Raw genomic sequence first — 15,315 nt, 5'->3', positions numbered from 1 at the left:
TGGCCGCGCCGTCACGGCGCGGTGGGACCCACGAGTGTTACCACACCGGCGGCCTGCGTAAGGTCACCGGCATGGCACGGCAGCGGGGGAGGCGTCTGCCGCTGGCGGACCGCCCCCTCACCGAACCGCATCCGGCGCGGCTGCCAGCCGACCACCCGCACCGGGCGGCGGTGCTGGCCGCACACGCGGCGGCGCTCGACGCCGACCAGGCCGGCTACCTTGACCCGGACACTGGGCTGTTCGTGCTGACCGCGGCGTTCCTGGCCCGTCGGGGCACCTGCTGTGACCAGGGTTGCCGGCACTGCCCGTATCTGCGGTGATGCCGAGGATCTCCTACGCGGCGCGGCCGGCGCGGGTGGCGGGCTTTCGCGGCGGCGGCGGAAGCCGTACGGTGTGCGACGAACAATCCGCCTTTTTCGACCGGCCTGACCGTGGGAGGTCACTGTGGGCGTTCGGCTGCGTCTGTCCGGCGCCGGGCTGATCCTGCTGCTGCTCGCCGCCGGGTGCTCCGGCCGAGCGGTGGCCACCGAGAACCCCGCCCCGGACGACCCGGCCCAGGCCAGTCCGTCGCCGAGCCCGGTCGAGCCGTACCCGGAGGTGCCCCGTCCGCCGGCCGCCGAGTCCGGCGGGGCATGCACGGTGCTCGACTTCGACGCGGTCGAGCAGACCGTCGGGTTCCGGTTCGAGGTGGCGGCGGCCAACAAGCACGACAAGACGCAGTCGTGTGTGCTGCGGCCGGCCGAGGAGCCGCTGCCCGACCTGATGGTCTCCATCTCGGACACCAAGGCGAGCGCGTCGGTCTTCGCCGACGACGTCGCCCCGGTCGGTGCCAAGGAGATCAAGGATCTCGGCAAGGCCGCCTACTGGATCCCGGTCAAGCCGGACCCGGACACCGGGTACGGGGCGGCACTGGAGGTCAACTGGATCACCGGGGACCCGAAGCTGATCAGCCTGCGCTGGACGTTCGCTCCCGGTGACGACGAACTGTCCGCCGTGGAGCTGGCGCCCAAGATGGTCGAGCTGGCCCGGGTGGTGCACGACAACCGCAAGAAGTGACCGGCCGCAGGACGAAGTGACCGGCCGGGGGTGCGTGGCGCACCGCCGGCCGGTTGGTGCTCAGGCGGCCGCGGGTTGGTGCTCAGGCCGCGGGTTGGTGCTCAGGCGGCCGCGCCGGCCAGTGTCCGTCCGTGGTCGGCGGCCGCGACGAACACCCGGGACGCGACCTCGCGCGGCAGGTGGATCTTGTCGCCGGACCGGTCGATGGTCACCCCGTCGCGTTCCTGCGCCACGGTGACCGTCGCCCCCGGATCCACCCCGGCGGCGTGCAACTGGCGCAGCACGTCGGCGTTGGTCTGCACGCTCTCGCAGATCCGCCGGACCACGACCGTGCCGGTCAGGCCGGGGAACGCCAGGTTTCGCTCGGTGTCCGGGCTGATGTCCGGATTCGCCAGCTCCGTCGGGCCGTCACCCAGCGCGTCCAGGCCGGGGATCGGGTTGCCGTACGGCGACCGGGTCGGCCGGTTGAGCAGGTCGTAGACCTTCTTCTCGACCGCGTCGCTCATCACGTGCTCCCAACGGCAGGCCTCCTCGTGGGCCTCCTCGTAGGGCATGCCGATGACGTTGACCAGTAGCAGCTCGGCGAGCCGGTGCTTGCGCATCACCGAGACCGCCTGGGCCCGGCCCAGCTCGGTGAGTCGCAGGTTACGGTCGTCCTCGATGGTGAGCAGCCCGTCGCGCTCCATCCGGGCGACCGTCTGGCTGACGGTGGGGCCGCTCTGGTGCAGCCGCTCGGCGATCCTGGCACGCAGCGGCGGCACCGACTCTTCCTCGAGCTCAAGTATGGTGCGCAGATACATCTCTGTGGTATCGACAAGATCATTCACGGTCAGCTGCCCTCCAGCGTTCAATCCTACCTTGCAGCGCCGATAACCAGCCGGAACGGACGATCGGCAGGGGACAGGTGCAGCCCCGCATGGTGTTGACTGGGATGGTGTTCGATACCGCAGACCCTACCGTCGCCGTCACCGGGCTCGCCGCCGCGCTGGCCGGTGGGCGCCCGCCGACCCTGCTGGACGTGCGCTGGCGGCTCGTCGGCCCGCCGGGCCGTGACGACTACGTCGCCGCCCACCTGCCCGGCGCGGTCTTCGTCGACCTGGACGCCGAGCTGTGCGGCCCACCGGGCACCGGTGGCCGGCACCCGCTGCCCGACCCGGAGACGCTGCAGCGGGCGCTGCGCCGGGCCGGGGTACGCACCGGGCACCCGGTCGTCGTCTACGACGGTGGCGACGGTCTCGCCGCCGCCCGCGCCTGGTGGACGCTGCGCTGGGCCGGGCACCGGCCGACCTGGGCGCTCGACGGCGGCTACCCCGCCTGGCTGGCGGCGGCCGGCCAGCCGGTCACCGCCGACGTGCCGGTACCGCCGCCCGGCGACGTCACGGTACGCCCGGGAGGTCTGCCGGTGCTCGACGCGGACGCCGCCGGCCGGCTGCCCCGGCAGGGCGGGCTGCTGATCGATGTCCGCGCCGACGCCCGGTACCGGGGCGAGCACGAGCCGGTCGACCCGGTGGCCGGGCACATCCCCGGCGCCGTGAATCTGCCGACCACGCTGCACCTCGACGACGCCGGGCTGCTGCACGACGCCGGCACGCTGCGGGACCGTTTCACCGGTGCCGGGCTGCGGCCGCAGGCCCCGGTCGCGGCGTACTGCGGGTCGGGGGTGACCGCCGCGCACACGGTGCTCGCCCTGCACCGCGTCGGCCGCACCGACGCGGCGCTGTACCCGGGATCGTGGAGCGAGTGGATCACCGACCCGGCCCGACCGGTCGCCACCGGGCCAGAGCCCGGCTGACCCGCGGCCGCTACCGGCCGGGCTGTCCATCAGGCCCAGGGCGGCCGGGTGCGTGCGACGATGGCCAGATGTCGGACGGGACGAGTCAGATGCCGGACGGGACGAGTCAGCAACCGGCGGTGGGCGGTACCGACGCGACGCTGGTGGTCTGGGACGAGCGCCTGCTGGCGTACGACCTCGGTGACCACCCGCTGGACCCGGTACGGGTCGAGCTGACCATCGCGTTGGCCCGCGAGTACGGCCTGCTGGACCGCCCCGGGGTGCGGCTGCTCGCCCCGGAGCCGGCCGACGACGTGGCGCTCACCCGGGTGCACCGGGCCGACTACCTCGACGCCGTCCGGGTCGCCCACGACGACCCGTTTTTCTCTGGGTACGGCCTCGGCACCCCGGACAATCCGACGTTCGCCGGGATGCACGACGCCAGCGCGTTGGTGGCCGGCGCCACGATGGCCGCTGCCGAGGCGGTCTGGCGCGGCGACGTACGGCGGGCGGTCAACGTCTCCGGAGGGCTGCACCACGCGATGCCCGGCCGGGCCGCCGGGTTCTGCGTGTACAACGACCCGGCGGTGGCCATCGCCCGGCTGCTCGACCTCGGTGCCGAACGGATCGCGTACGTCGACATCGACGTGCACCACGGCGACGGGGTGCAGGAGATGTTCTACGACGACCCGCGGGTGCTCACCGTCAGCCTGCACGAGACGCCGCTGTCGCTGTTCCCCGGCACCGGTTTCCCCGACGAGGTGGGTGGCCCCGGCGCGCAGGGCAGCGCGGTGAACGTCGCGTTGCCGTCCGGCACCGCCGACCGGGGCTGGCTGCGCGCGTTCCACGCCGTGGTGCCGTCGCTGCTGCGGGCCTTCCAGCCGCAGCTGCTCGTCACCCAGTGCGGGGCGGACGCGCACCGGCTCGACCCGCTGGCCGACCTGGGGCTCAGCGTCGACGGCCAGCGGGCCGCGTACCTGGCGCTGCGGGCCCTCGCCGACGAGCACTGCGGCGGCCGCTGGGTCGCCACCGGTGGTGGCGGGTACGCCCTGGTCGAGGTGGTGCCCCGGGCCTGGACCCATCTGCTGGCGATCGCCACCGGCGCGCCGATCGACCCGGCCACGCTGACTCCACCCCGGTGGCGAAAGCTGGCCGCCGCCCGCTGTCCCGGCCGGCAGGTCCCGCTGCGGATGACCGACGAGGCCGACCTGGACTTCCAGCCGTGGCAGCCGGCCGGTGACCCGGACTCGATCGACCGGGCGATCATGGCGACCCGCCGGGCGGTCTTCCCACTGCACGGACTCGATCCGCACGACCCCCGGGACTGACCATGGACCGATCGGCTGACGTGCTGCTGCGCGACGGCACCACCGTCCACCTGCGGCAGATCCGCCCGGACGACGGCGACGCGATCGTCGCGATGCACGCCCGGTTCTCCGACCGCACCCGCTACCTGCGGTACTTCTCCCCGTACCCGCGGATCCCCGACCGCGACCTGGCGCGCTTCGTCAACGTCGACCACCACGACCGGGAGGCGTTCGTGGTGGTCTCCGGTGACCGGATCTTCGCGGTCGGCCGCTACGACCGGATGGGTCCGGGCTCGCCCGAAGCCGAGGTCGCGTTCGTCGTCGAGGACGCCCATCAGGGCCGGGGCGTCGGCTCGGTGCTGCTGGAGCACCTTGCCGCCGCAGCCCGATCCGAAGGCGTCACCTCCTTCGTCGCCGAGGTGCTGCCGGTCAACGCGCCGATGCTGCGGGTCTTCGCCGACGCCGGTTTCCAGGTCCGCCGCCGGTACGCCGACGGTGTGGTCCACCTGAGCTTCCCGATCGCCCCGACGGAGGCGTCCCTGCAGGTGCAGTGGAGCCGCGAACACAGCGCCGAGGCCCGGTCGATCGCCCGGCTGCTGACCCCCCGGGGGGTCGCCGTCTACGGTGCCAGCGCCACCGGCCAGGGGGTCGGCGCGGCGGTCCTCGGTCACCTGCGCGACGGCGGGTTCACCGGGGACGTGGTCCCGGTGCATCCGGCGGTCGACCGCATCGGCGGGCTGCCCGCGTACCGTCGGGCGGCCGACGCCGGCCACCCGGTCGACCTGGCGGTCGTCGCGGTGGCGCCGGACGCGGTGCCGGCCGTGGTCGCCGACGCCGCCGCGGCCGGTGCCCACGGCGTCGTGGTCATCTCGGCCGGGTTCGCCGAGTCCGGCCCGGCCGGCGCCGCCGCCCAGCGGGAACTGATCCGTACCGCACACGTGGCCGGGCTGCGGGTGGTCGGCCCGAACTGTCTCGGTGTGGCCAACACCGACCAGCGGATCCGGCTCAACGCGACGCTGGCGCCGCAGCTTCCGCCGGCTGGCCGGGTCGGCTTCTTCAGCCAGTCCGGTGCGCTCGGCGTGGCGCTGCTCGCCGAGGCGGACCGGCGTGGGCTCGGGTTGTCGACGTTCGTGTCGGCCGGCAACCGGGCCGACGTCTCCGGCAACGACCTGCTGCAGTACTGGCAGGACGACCCCGGCACCGACGTGATCCTGCTGTACCTGGAGACGTTCGGCAATCCCCGCAAGTTCGCCCGGCTGACCCGCCGGATCGGGCGCACCAAACCGGTGGTGGCGTTGGCCTCCGGCGCCGGCTCGACGGCACCCGTCGAGCAGGGCCCGGACGCCGCAGCGGTGACCCGGCTGTTCGCCCGGTCCGGGGTGATCCGGGTCGACACGGTCGCGGAGATGTTCGACGTCGGCACCCTGCTGGCCAACCAGCCGCTGCCGGTGGGCCGGCGGGTGGCCGTGGTCGGCAACTCGTCGGCGTTGACCACGCTGGCCGCGGCGGCCTGCCGGGCGCAGCGGCTCACCGTGGCGGCCGACTACCCGCGTACCGTCGCGCCCGAAGCCGGCGCGCACGAGTTCGCCGACGCGCTCGCCGACGCCGCCGTCGATGCCGCCGTGGACGCCCTGGTGGTGGTGTTCGCGCCGCCGCTGCCCAACCAGTTGGCGGACGAGGACGCCGACTTCACCTCGGCGTTGGCCAGCGTCGCACTCGCCGGTGACAAGCCGACGGTCGCGACGCTGCTGGTCGGCCAGCCGCCGGCCGGGGTGCCCACCTACCCGTCGGTGGAGGAGTCGGTCCGGGCGCTGGCCCGGGTCGCCGACTACGCCGACTGGCTGCGCGAGCCACCCGGTACGGTGCCGGACCCGGCCGGGATCGATCCGGCTGCGGCCGGTGCCGCGCTGACCGTCGACCCGGTCGACCCGGTCGGGCTGCTCGCCGGGTACGGCATCGAGGTGGTCGACTCGATCCCGGCCGCCTCGGTCGACCAGGCGGTGGCCGCCGCGCGGCGGCTCGGCCTGCCGGTCGTGCTCAAGGCCGCGGCGGACGGGCTGCGACACCGGTTGGACCTCGGCGCGGTACGGCTGGACCTGGCCACCGTGGACGCGGTGCAACGGGCGTACCGCGACGTCACGACCCAGTTCGGCGCGCAGGTGCTGATCCAACGGATGGTGCCGCCCGGCGTCGCCTGCGTGGTCGAGTCGACCACCGACCCGACCTTCGGCCCGGTGGTCGGTTTCGGGCTTGGCGGCGTGGCGACCGATCTGCTGGGTGACCGGGCCTGGCGGGCCGCGCCGCTGACCGACCGGGACGCGGCCGGGCTGGTCGACGAACCCCGGGCGGCGCCGCTGCTGTCCGGCTACCGGGGAGCCGGCCCGGTGGACCGGGCCGCCCTGGTCGATCTGCTGCTGCGGGTGGGGCGGCTCGCCGACGAGCAGCCGCAGGTCCACCGGTTACGGCTCAACCCGGTCCTGGCCCGACCGGGCGGGCTGACGGTGCTGCACGCCAGCGTCGTGATCGGGTCGCCGGACGCCCGTCCGGACACCGGCCCGCGCCGGCTCTGACCGTACCGGCCCGCGCCCGGCCGCCGACCGCCCTGACGTCGCGCGGCCGGTCGGAGCAGGAGCTCCGACCGGCCGCCGCCCCCGATGGACCGGCTGTCCCCCTGGTCAGCCGGCGTACGTCTCCAGCCGCTGCGCCCGCGACGGGTGCCGCAGCTTGAGCAGCGTGACCTTCTCGATCTGCCGGATCCGCTCCCGGGACAGGCCGAACTCCCGGCCCACCTCGTCGAGGGTGCGCTGCCGGCCGTCGTCCAGCCCGAACCGCAGCCGGATCACCGCCTGCTCCCGCTGGGACAGGGTGGACAGGACAATCTCCACCTCGTTGCGCAGCTTGCCCTCGGACGCGGACTCCCCGCCCTGCTCGCGCGGGTCGACGGCGGCGACGAAATCGCCGAGGGCGCTCTCGCCGTCCTCGCCGACGGTCTGGTCCAGGCTGACCGGCTCCCGGTCGTAGGAGATGAGCTCGATCACCTGGAACTCGGGCACCGACATGGCGGCGGCGATCTCGCCGATCGTCGGCTCCCGCCCCAGCGTCGCCGACAGGTCACGACGGGCCCGTACCATCCGGTTGACCTGCTCGACCATGTGTACCGGGATCCGGATGGTGCGGGCCTGGTCGGCCATGGCACGGGTGATGGCCTGGCGGATCCACCAGGTCGCGTAGGTGGAGAACTTGTAGCCCTTGGCGTAGTCGAACTTCTCGACGGCGCGGATCAGGCCGAGGTTGCCCTCCTGGATCAGGTCGAGGAAGGCCATCCCCCGACCGGTGTACCGCTTCGCGATGCTGACCACCAGCCGCAGGTTCGCCTCCAGCAGGTGGTCCTTGGCGGCGCGGCCCTCGGCGGCGACGACGCCCAGGTCGGCGCGCAGCTGCGCGGACAGCCGGCCGGGCCCGGCGAGCTTCTCCTCGGCGAACAGCCCGGCCTCGATCCGCTTGGCCAGCAGCACCTCCTGCACGGCGGTGAGCAGCTTGGTGCGTCCGATCCCGTTCAAGTATGCGCGGACCAGATCGGCCGAAGCGCCGCGGTCGTCGGTGGCGTCAAGGTCGTGCTGACCGTCGGTGGTGACCTGGACGGTGGTGTCGATGTCGTCTTCGATGGTACGTGTGACCACTCTCAGTCGCCTCCCCGCGTCGACAAGTGGTGAGCCAGCAGCGGACTGCCGCTGGTGACAACCAGCTTGCCGGGTAGGGCGTGAAGTCACGGTTAGCCGGGGACCAGGTGGCATGAATTCGGGACCTGACCGTTGCCGTACACCGGCTGGCGGTTGCTGACAGTGACGTCACAGTTCCAGAAGGATGGTCTGCGGTCCGATGTTGACGCTCTCCACCTGCATGTGCGCCCGGAACCGTCCGGTGCGTACTGTCGCGCCCCGCGCGGCCAGTGCCTCGACCACCGCCGTCACCAGTGGCTCGGCCAGCTCCGCCGGGGCGGCGGCGGACCAGCTCGGCCGTCGCCCCCGGCGCGCGTCGCCATACAAGGTGAACTGGCTGACCACCAGGACCGGCGCGGCCAGCTGCGCGGCGGAACGCTCGGCGGAGCCCTCACCGTGCGGATCAGGCGGGAAGATCCGCAGCTCGTAGATCTTGCGGGCCAGCTCGGCGGCGGTCGTGACCGTGTCGGTGTGGGTCACCCCGAGCAGCACCAGCAGACCGGGGCCGATCGCCGAGACCACTTCGCCGTCGACCGTCACCGAGGCCCGACCGACCGTCTGCACCACCGCCCGCACACCGGCCAGCCTGCCACACCGGCCACCCGGCTGGTCGCGTCGGCCGGCTGGTCGCGTCGGCCGGCCGATTACACCGCCGCCGGTCACTCCGGCAACAGGATGCCGCGTTCGACCAGCCGGGCCAGGACCGGCACGGCGGCCTCGGCAAGCTCGTGCTCGGGCACGTCGTGCGCGAGCGCCAGCAGCGACAACTGCTCGCGCATCGGCAACCGACCGGTGCACCCGCCGACCACCGCCAGCACCAGCGGATCGATCTCCTCGGTCCAGCGCAGCCCACCGGTCAACGTGACGGTCTGCCGGTCGACCGCCCAGCCGTCGTCCCCGATGCCGGCCTCCTGCTGCAGTCGCAGCCCGTCGGCGGCCCGGTAGCGGGCGTCGAGCAGACCGGCGGCGTCGCGGGCGCGCAGCCAGTCCTGCCGGGCGAACCACTCGTCGACCCGGTCGCCCAGCGGCGGTGCCACCTGCTGGCGCAGCTCCTCGACCCGGACCACCGGGTCTGCGTGTCCGCTACGGCGCAGGGTGACCAGACCGAAGCCGACCGCCTCGACCTTCTGCGCGTCGAACCAGTCGAGCCAGGCGGCCGCCCGGTGTGCGTCCGGGCCCTCGCTGGCGTCGGCCAGCCACAGATTGACGTAGGAGACCGGGTCGGCGACCTCCCGCTGGATCACCCAGCCGTCCAGCCCGGAACCGGCCAGCCAGCCCGCGACCCGTTCGGTCCAGTCCTCCCCGGCGACGTGCATCCAGTTCGCCAGGTAGTGCATGGTGCCGCCGTCGGCGAGCAGATCCGGGGCGGCGGCGGCGAGTTCGGCACAGACTCCGTCGCCGATCCGGCCAGAGTCGCGGTACGTGTGGGTGGCGGTGCCCGGCCCGACCACGAACGGCGGGTTGCTGACCACGAGGTCGAACCGGCGACCGGCGACCGGCGCGGTCAGGTCACCGTGCAGCAGCTCCCACCGTTGGCCGTTGAGCGCGGCGGTGGTGGCGGCGAACCGCAGCGCCCGGGCCGACAGGTCGGTCGCGGTGACGCTGTCGGCGTGGCCGGCCAGGTGCAGCGCCTGTACGCCGCAGCCGGTGCCGAGATCCAGCGCCGCGCCGACCGGCCGCCGGTGCACCGCACCGGCCAGGGTGGTCGACGAGCCACCGATGCCGAGGACATGATCGGCGGCGAGCGGGTGGCCCGCCCGCAGGTGCGACGGCACGTCCGAGATCACCCACCAGGCGTCACCGTACGGCTCCAGGTCGACGCCCTGCCGCAGCCCGGGTCCGTCCGGTGACTGCTCCACCAGTCCGGCGGCGAGCGCGTCGGCAAGCGGCAGCGGCGCCAGCGCGGCGGCGACGGTGTCGGCCGGCTCGGTCTGGGCGCAGACGAACAGGCGGATCAGGGTGGCGAGCGGATCACCGTCGGCGGTGCGTCGTAGCGCTTCCCGGTGGTCGTTGCGGGCCACGGCGGAGGTGGCCTGTGGCCCCAGCCGCTCGGCGATCCCGGTGGAGGTGAACCGGGCCGCGGTGAGCGCGGTTCGCAACTGGTCGATCCCGGCCGCGTGGAGCAGCGCGGGATAATCGGTCATGTCGTCGGTCACGTTGCCATCCTGCCCGGTCGCCTGACTAATCCTGGCCCATCCTGCCCGGCGGGGCGGGTCGTCGCCGGACGATCTGCTCCGATCGGGCAGGATACGCGGATGAGCCTTTCGCTGCCCATCGACGCGGACGCCAACGAGTTGCTGCGGCGCAGCCCGCTGGCGCTGGTCGTCGCGATGGTCCTGGATCAGCAGGTGCCGCTGGAGCGCGCCTTCTCCGCGCCTTACGACCTGGGTCTGCGGCTGGGGCACCAGCCGGACGCCCGCGAACTCGCCGAGTACGACCCTGAGGAGCTGATCGCGGTCTTCGCACAGCGGCCAGCGCTGCACCGGTTCCCGAAGGCGATGGCCGCACGGGTGCAGCAGGTCTGCCGGATCGTCGTCGACCGGTACGACAACGACCCGGCCCGGATCTGGACCGACGCCCCGGACGGGGCGACCGCGTTGGCCCGGATCAGCGAGCTGCCCGGCTTCGGCAAGCAGAAGGCGCAGATTTTCCTGGCGCTGCTCGGCAAGCGGTTCGGCGTACAGCCGGCGGGCTGGCGGGAAGCGGCCGGCGAGTTCGGCCGGGACGGGGCGCACGTCTCGGTGGCCGACATCGTCGACGAGGACTCCCTGGTCCGGGTCCGGGAACACAAGCAGCAGATGAAGGCGGCGGCGAAGGCGGCCAAGGGCTGACCGACCGGCCACCGCCGGTCACGTCCGTCGGCTGGTGGGTCGGTCACATCTGCGGCTGGGCGTTCGGCGACCTGCGCCGGCAGGTGCGACGATTGGCGGTACGCGACAGGAGGAGGCACGGTGCGACGGACCGCTGGGCAACCCACCGTGATCACCGACGCCGAACCGAGCCCGGGAGACCAACTGCGCGGCCGGCAACGTCGGTACGTGCTGATGATGTCGATCCGGGGCATCTGTCTGATCGTCGGCGCGGTCCTGGTGACCAGCGAGGCGCCGCTGCTCTGGCTCTGGCTGCCGATCTGCGCGGTCGGCATGATCCTGGTGCCGTGGCTGGCCGTGCTGCTCGCCAACGACCGGCCGCCGAAGGACCGGCACCGGATGCGCAACCAGCGGCGCCAACCCACTCCACGGGGCGGCCCGGCGCAGGTCGGCGCGGTGCCGACCACGCCGTCACCGGCCCGCGTCATCGACGTCGAGCCCTGACCCGACGCGGCGAACCGGCCGGGCACCGACCACCCCCACCGCGGTCGCGCCCGCCCGCCCACCGGCGGCCAGCGCGGTCACCGGGTCATCGCCGGTGAGCCAGGCGGCGAGTAGCCCTGCGGCGAAGGCGTCACCGGCGCCGGTCGGGTCGACCACCGGCACGGTCGTCGCCACCGCCTCCGACACGACCACCGCCGCCTCCGATACCGCCGTCGACGGCTCGTGCCAGACGGCTCCACCGGAGCCCCGCTTGACCACCAGCCGCCGGACCGGCGCCGGTTCCGGCAGCCCGTCGGCCAGCCCCAGCGCCGTGGCCTCGTCGAGGTTGGCCAGCAGCAGGTCGGTCCCGCGTACCCAGTCGAGGAACCTCGCCGGTCCGGCGGCCAGCAGCGGAGCCGCCGACGCCGCGTCGACGCTGGTCGACATGCCGCGCGACCGGGCGGCGACCAGCGCGTGCCGGCCCGCCTCCCGGCTGCCCGGGTGCAGCAGCGGGTAGCCGGACAGGTGCAGGTGTGTCGCGTCGGGAAACAGCGACACGGCGGCGTCGACGTCACCGGCCCGCAGCGACAGGTTGGCACCCCGGTCGGCGACCATCGAGCGCTGCTCACCGTGGGCGAGCACGATCACCGTGCCGGTCGCCGTGTCCGGACAGCGCCGTACCGCGAGGTCGACCCCGGCCGCGGCCAGCTCGGCCAGCCGGATGTCCCCGAGGGCGTCGTCGCCGGCCGCCGCCACCAACGTCACCGGTACGCCGTGCGCGGCCAGCCAGGCCGCGGTGTTGGCGGCCTGGCCGCCGCCGGTGAACCGGATCCCGCCCGCCGTGTCCGAACCGGCCGCCAACGGAGCGGTGAGCACGGCCACCACGTCGGTGACCAGGTCGCCGACGACCAGGACCCGGCCGGGGCGCGGCCGACTGAGGGCCATCGCGTCGCCGGTCAGCCTGCGGCCGGTCACCCCGCCGTGCCGGTCGGCTCTGCGGCACCGGCGAACTCCGCCGCGTGGGCGGCCTCCGCCTCCGCCGCCGCCACGGCGATCCGCCCGGCGAGGTCGGCGTTGCGCAGGATGATCCGGATGTTCACCGCCAGGCTGGCACCCGCGGTGGCCGAGTGGAAGTGCGCCAGTAGGAACGGGGTGACCTCTTTGCCGGTGACGCCTGCCTCGGCCATCCGGGCCAGCCCGGTGGCCAGGGTGGTGTCGTGCAGGCCCGGATCCAGTTGCTCCTGCGGCGGCAGCGGATGCGCCACCACCAGCGCGCCCCCGCCGAAGCCGTGCCGACGCCGGGCCCGGATCACCTCGGCGACGTGCTCCGGCGAGTCGAGCGACCAGTGCAGGTCGTGGCCGCTGTCGGTGACGAAGAAGCCGGGGAACCGCCGGCTGCGGTAGCCGGCGACCGCCACACCGAGGGTCTCCAGCCGCTCCAGGGTGGCCGCCACGTCCAGGATCGACTTCACCCCGGCGCAGACCACGGTGATCGGCGTACCGGCCAGGGTGACCAGGTCAGCCGACTCGTCGAAGGTCTGCGCCGCCTCCCGGTGCACCCCGCCGAGCCCGCCGGTGGCGAACACGCCGATCCCGGCCGCCGCCGCGACCACACTGGTGGCGGCGACCGTCGTCGCCCCGTCCACGCCGCTCGCCGCGGCCAGCGCCAGGTCCCGGGCGGAGAGCTTGGCGACGGTGTCGGAGCCGGCCAGCCGGGTGAGCTCGGCGTCGTCCAGCCCGACCACCAGCCGCCCGCCGAGCATGCCGATGGTCGCCGGCACCGCGCCGGTGGCCCGTACCGCGGCCTCGATCTCGCGGGCGACCCGCAGATTGTCGGGTCGCGGCAGGCCGTGTGCGATGATGGTGCTTTCCAGGGCGACGATGGCCCGTCCGTCCCGGCGGGCGTCGGCCACCTCGGCGCCGTACTGGATGTCGTAGTGCAACGGCCCGGTGCGGCCTGCGGATTCTGCCATGATCACCACGGTACGGGGCGGGGGTCGTGCCGGACGTTGGACCCGTACGCCACAAACTGCCAGACTCTCAGCCTGGAGGTGGGAGACGACGTGACTACCGAGGTTCTTGAGCGTCCCGAGGTCAAGGATGCCGACGCCGACAACGGCCCGGAGATGTTCCACTACGTCCGCAAGGACAAGATCGCCGAGAGCGCCGTCATGGGCACCTTCGTGATCGCACTGTGCGGCGAGCGTTTCCCGGTGACCCGTACGCCGAAACCCGGATCACCCGTCTGTCCCCGGTGCAAGGAGATCTACGAGTCGATGACCGGCTGAGCCGGACTCCGATCGGCCTTCGCGTCCACCGGCCGCGAGGGCCTTTTCGTGGCCGTCGACCGCACTCCGGTCACGGCCGCCGGACGAGCGGGTAGACGGTTCCGTGATCGCCGGCTGGTCCGGGTCCGATCACGGGGGAAAGGGGTTCGCGTGCCGACCACCATGCCGACGGTCGACACGTTCCCGGCGCTGCGCGGTTGGCAGCGCCGGGCACTGGTGGAGTATCTGCGCCGGCGCAGCGAGGACTTCCTCGCCGTCGCCACGCCGGGTGCCGGTAAGACCACGTTCGCGCTGCGGATCGCGGCCGAGTTGCTGGCCGACGGCACCGTCGAGGCGGTCACCGTGGTCGCACCGACCGAGCACCTGAAGACCCAGTGGGCGGCGGCGGCCGGCCGGGTCGGCATCCAGCTCGACGCCGCGTTCCGCAACGCCGACCTGCACTCGGCCGCCGATTTTCACGGCGCGGTGGTCACCTATGCCCAGGTCGGGATGGCTCCCCAGGTGCATCGGCGGCGCACGATGACCCGGCGGACGCTGGTCATCCTCGACGAGATCCACCACGCGGGTGATTCCCGGTCCTGGGGCGACGGGATCAAGGCCGCGTTCGAGCCGGCGGTCCGCCGGCTGATGCTCACCGGTACGCCGTTCCGCTCGGACGACAACCCGATCCCGTTCGTGCGTTACGAAGCGGGCGGCGACGGCCTGCCGAGGTCCCGGGCGGACAGCATCTACGGCTACTCCGACGCGTTGCGCGACGGGGTGGTCCGGCCGGTACTGTTCCTGGCCTATTCGGGGGAGACCCGGTGGCGGACCAGCGCCGGGGACGAGCTCGCCGCCCGGCTGGGCGAGCCGATGACCCAGGACCTCGTCGCCCAGGCTTGGCGGACCGCCTTGGATCCGGCCGGCGACTGGATGCCGGCGGTGCTGCGCGCGGCCGACGCCCGGCTCACCTTCCTGCGCGACGGTGGCATGTCCGACGCCGGCGGTCTGGTCATCGCCAGCGATCAGGCGGCGGCCCGCTCGTACGCCCGGCTGCTGGAGCGGCTCACCGGGGAGAAGGCCGCGGTGGTGCTCTCCGACGACGCCGGCGCGTCGGCCCGGATCGCCGCGTTCGCCCGGTCCGAGCAGCGCTGGATGGTGGCGGTCCGGATGGTCTCCGAAGGGGTGGACATCCCCCGGCTGGCCGTCGGGGTCTATGCGACCAGCGCCTCGACGCCGCTGTACTTCGCCCAGGCGATCGGCCGGTTCGTCCGGGCCCGCCGGCCGGGGGAGTCGGCGACGGTGTTCCTGCCCAGCGTCCCGCACCTGCTCGGGCTGGCCAGCGAGATGGAGGCCGAGCGGGACCATGTGATCGGGGCGGCCAAGAAGCGGGAGGGCTTCGACGACGACCTGCTGGAGCGCGCCCAGCGCAACGAGCAGGCCAGCGGGGAGCTGGAGAAGCGGTTCGAGGCGCTGTCCGCCACCGCCGAGCTGGACCAGGTGATCTTCGACGGCGCCTCGTTCGGCACCGGCGCCCAGGCCGGCACCGCCGAGGAGGAGGAGTACCTCGGCCTGCCCGGCCTGCTCACCCCCGATCAGGTCACGGTGCTGCTGAACCGTAGGCAGGCCGAGCAGATCGCCGCGCAGCGGCGGGCCCGGTCGACGGATCAACCGGTACCCGCCGCCCGGCCGGCGGAACGTGCACCGACGGCCGGGGAGCGGCGGATCACCCTGCGCCGTCAGCTGAACGCCCTGGTCGCCGCGCACCACCACCGCACCGGACTGCCGCACGGCAAGATCCACGCCGAGTTGCGGCGGCGGTGCGGCGGCCCGCCGAGTGCGCAGGCCACCATCGAGCAGCTGGAGGAGCGGATCGCGACGGTGCAGACGCTGTGATCCGGG

15 protein-coding genes are annotated in these 15,315 nt (G+C 73.7%); 9 read left to right on the top strand and 6 right to left on the bottom strand.

The features are described from left to right. Nucleotides 1–71: 71 nt before the first annotated feature. Together O7543_RS10110 and O7543_RS10105 are read left to right on the top strand one after the other, a co-directional pair. Nucleotides 72–320: a DUF5522 domain-containing protein gene (locus O7543_RS10110; RefSeq protein WP_281554062.1), complete on the top strand. Its 249-nt coding sequence runs from the start codon at nt 72–74 to the stop codon at nt 318–320. Between the two features lie 124 nt (nt 321–444). Continuing rightward, nucleotides 445–1,056, top strand: coding sequence for a hypothetical protein (locus O7543_RS10105; RefSeq protein ID WP_281554063.1), 612 nt, complete (start codon nt 445–447; stop codon nt 1,054–1,056). 101 nt (nt 1,057–1,157) lie between these two features. Here O7543_RS10105 and O7543_RS10100 read toward each other — a convergent pair whose 3' ends face one another. Next, a complete protein-coding gene (locus O7543_RS10100) occupies nt 1,158–1,889 on the bottom strand; it encodes a metal-dependent transcriptional regulator (RefSeq protein ID WP_281555514.1) in 732 nt (243 codons plus the stop codon). Nucleotides 1,890–1,987: 98 nt separating this feature from the next. On the opposite strand from O7543_RS10100, the gene O7543_RS10095 reads away from it, so the two are divergent. The 3 genes from O7543_RS10095 to O7543_RS10085 all read left to right on the top strand — a co-directional run bounded on the left by O7543_RS10095 (nt 1,988) and on the right by O7543_RS10085 (nt 6,704). After that, nucleotides 1,988–2,848 (top strand): sulfurtransferase, encoded by an 861-nt coding sequence (locus O7543_RS10095; RefSeq protein WP_281567390.1) that lies wholly within the window; start codon nt 1,988–1,990, stop codon nt 2,846–2,848. A gap of 89 nt (nt 2,849–2,937) precedes the next feature. Then, complete coding sequence (locus O7543_RS10090; protein ID WP_281555515.1) at nt 2,938–4,155, top strand: acetoin utilization protein AcuC; 1,218 nt, start codon at nt 2,938–2,940, stop codon at nt 4,153–4,155. A gap of 2 nt (nt 4,156–4,157) precedes the next feature. Continuing rightward, nucleotides 4,158–6,704: a bifunctional GNAT family N-acetyltransferase/acetate--CoA ligase family protein gene (locus O7543_RS10085; protein WP_281554065.1), complete on the top strand. Its 2,547-nt coding sequence runs from the start codon at nt 4,158–4,160 to the stop codon at nt 6,702–6,704. Nucleotides 6,705–6,809: 105 nt separating this feature from the next. Here O7543_RS10085 and sigB read toward each other — a convergent pair whose 3' ends face one another. The 3 genes from sigB to O7543_RS10070 all read right to left on the bottom strand — a co-directional run bounded on the left by sigB (nt 6,810) and on the right by O7543_RS10070 (nt 9,997). Then, complete coding sequence (gene sigB, locus O7543_RS10080; protein WP_281555516.1) at nt 6,810–7,787, bottom strand: RNA polymerase sigma factor SigB; 978 nt, start codon at nt 7,785–7,787, stop codon at nt 6,810–6,812. 195 nt (nt 7,788–7,982) lie between these two features. Beyond that, entirely contained in the window at nt 7,983–8,429 is a 447-nt protein-coding gene (dtd, locus tag O7543_RS10075; RefSeq protein ID WP_281554066.1) for a D-aminoacyl-tRNA deacylase, read from the bottom strand. A gap of 83 nt (nt 8,430–8,512) precedes the next feature. After that, nucleotides 8,513–9,997 (bottom strand): methyltransferase, encoded by a 1,485-nt coding sequence (locus tag O7543_RS10070; RefSeq protein ID WP_281555517.1) that lies wholly within the window; start codon nt 9,995–9,997, stop codon nt 8,513–8,515. Between the two features lie 111 nt (nt 9,998–10,108). On the opposite strand from O7543_RS10070, the gene O7543_RS10065 reads away from it, so the two are divergent. Together O7543_RS10065 and O7543_RS10060 are read left to right on the top strand one after the other, a co-directional pair. Continuing rightward, nucleotides 10,109–10,684, top strand: coding sequence for an HhH-GPD-type base excision DNA repair protein (locus O7543_RS10065; protein ID WP_281554067.1), 576 nt, complete (start codon nt 10,109–10,111; stop codon nt 10,682–10,684). 120 nt (nt 10,685–10,804) lie between these two features. Then, nucleotides 10,805–11,167: a DUF3099 domain-containing protein gene (locus O7543_RS10060; RefSeq protein ID WP_281554068.1), complete on the top strand. Its 363-nt coding sequence runs from the start codon at nt 10,805–10,807 to the stop codon at nt 11,165–11,167. On the opposite strand, the gene O7543_RS10055 is transcribed toward O7543_RS10060, so the two are convergent. Continuing rightward, entirely contained in the window at nt 11,135–12,091 is a 957-nt protein-coding gene (locus O7543_RS10055) for a PfkB family carbohydrate kinase (RefSeq protein WP_281555518.1), read from the bottom strand. The genes O7543_RS10060 and O7543_RS10055 overlap by 33 nt on opposite strands. A 26-nt stretch (nt 12,092–12,117) precedes the next feature. Continuing rightward, nucleotides 12,118–13,119: a pseudouridine-5'-phosphate glycosidase gene (locus O7543_RS10050; protein ID WP_281554069.1), complete on the bottom strand. Its 1,002-nt coding sequence runs from the start codon at nt 13,117–13,119 to the stop codon at nt 12,118–12,120. A gap of 90 nt (nt 13,120–13,209) precedes the next feature. On the opposite strand from O7543_RS10050, the gene O7543_RS10045 reads away from it, so the two are divergent. Beyond that, nucleotides 13,210–13,434 carry a DUF3039 domain-containing protein gene (locus O7543_RS10045; protein WP_123600724.1) on the top strand — a complete coding sequence of 75 codons (225 nt, stop codon included), beginning with the start codon at nt 13,210–13,212 and terminating at the stop codon, nt 13,432–13,434. Nucleotides 13,435–13,596: 162 nt separating this feature from the next. Then, nucleotides 13,597–15,309 (top strand): DEAD/DEAH box helicase family protein, encoded by a 1,713-nt coding sequence (locus O7543_RS10040; protein WP_281555519.1) that lies wholly within the window; start codon nt 13,597–13,599, stop codon nt 15,307–15,309. The last annotated feature ends 6 nt before the right edge of the window (nt 15,310–15,315 follow it).

It is taken from the genome of Solwaraspora sp. WMMA2080, from assembly GCF_027497395.1.
GTDB lineage: Bacteria > Actinomycetota > Actinomycetes > Mycobacteriales > Micromonosporaceae > Micromonospora_E.
The sequence above is the reverse complement of the archived record's forward strand: the minus strand, read 5'-3'. Positions and strand labels throughout refer to the sequence as shown.

Excerpts from the sequence above, each read along its gene's own strand:
- O7543_RS10040 (WP_281555519.1), top strand. The coding sequence starts at position 13,597 with ATGCCGACGGTCGACACGTTCCCGGCGCTGCGCGGTTGGCAGCGCCGG.
- O7543_RS10085 (WP_281554065.1), top strand. The coding sequence starts at position 4,158 with ATGGACCGATCGGCTGACGTGCTGCTGCGCGACGGCACCACCGTCCAC.
- O7543_RS10065 (WP_281554067.1), top strand. The coding sequence starts at position 10,109 with ATGAGCCTTTCGCTGCCCATCGACGCGGACGCCAACGAGTTGCTGCGG.
- O7543_RS10110 (WP_281554062.1), top strand. The coding sequence starts at position 72 with ATGGCACGGCAGCGGGGGAGGCGTCTGCCGCTGGCGGACCGCCCCCTC.
- O7543_RS10050 (WP_281554069.1), bottom strand. The coding sequence starts at position 13,119 with ATGGCAGAATCCGCAGGCCGCACCGGGCCGTTGCACTACGACATCCAG.
- O7543_RS10095 (WP_281567390.1), top strand. The coding sequence starts at position 1,988 with ATGGTGTTCGATACCGCAGACCCTACCGTCGCCGTCACCGGGCTCGCC.
- O7543_RS10090 (WP_281555515.1), top strand. The coding sequence starts at position 2,938 with ATGCCGGACGGGACGAGTCAGCAACCGGCGGTGGGCGGTACCGACGCG.
- O7543_RS10055 (WP_281555518.1), bottom strand. The coding sequence starts at position 12,091 with ATGGCCCTCAGTCGGCCGCGCCCCGGCCGGGTCCTGGTCGTCGGCGAC.
- O7543_RS10070 (WP_281555517.1), bottom strand. The coding sequence starts at position 9,997 with ATGACCGATTATCCCGCGCTGCTCCACGCGGCCGGGATCGACCAGTTG.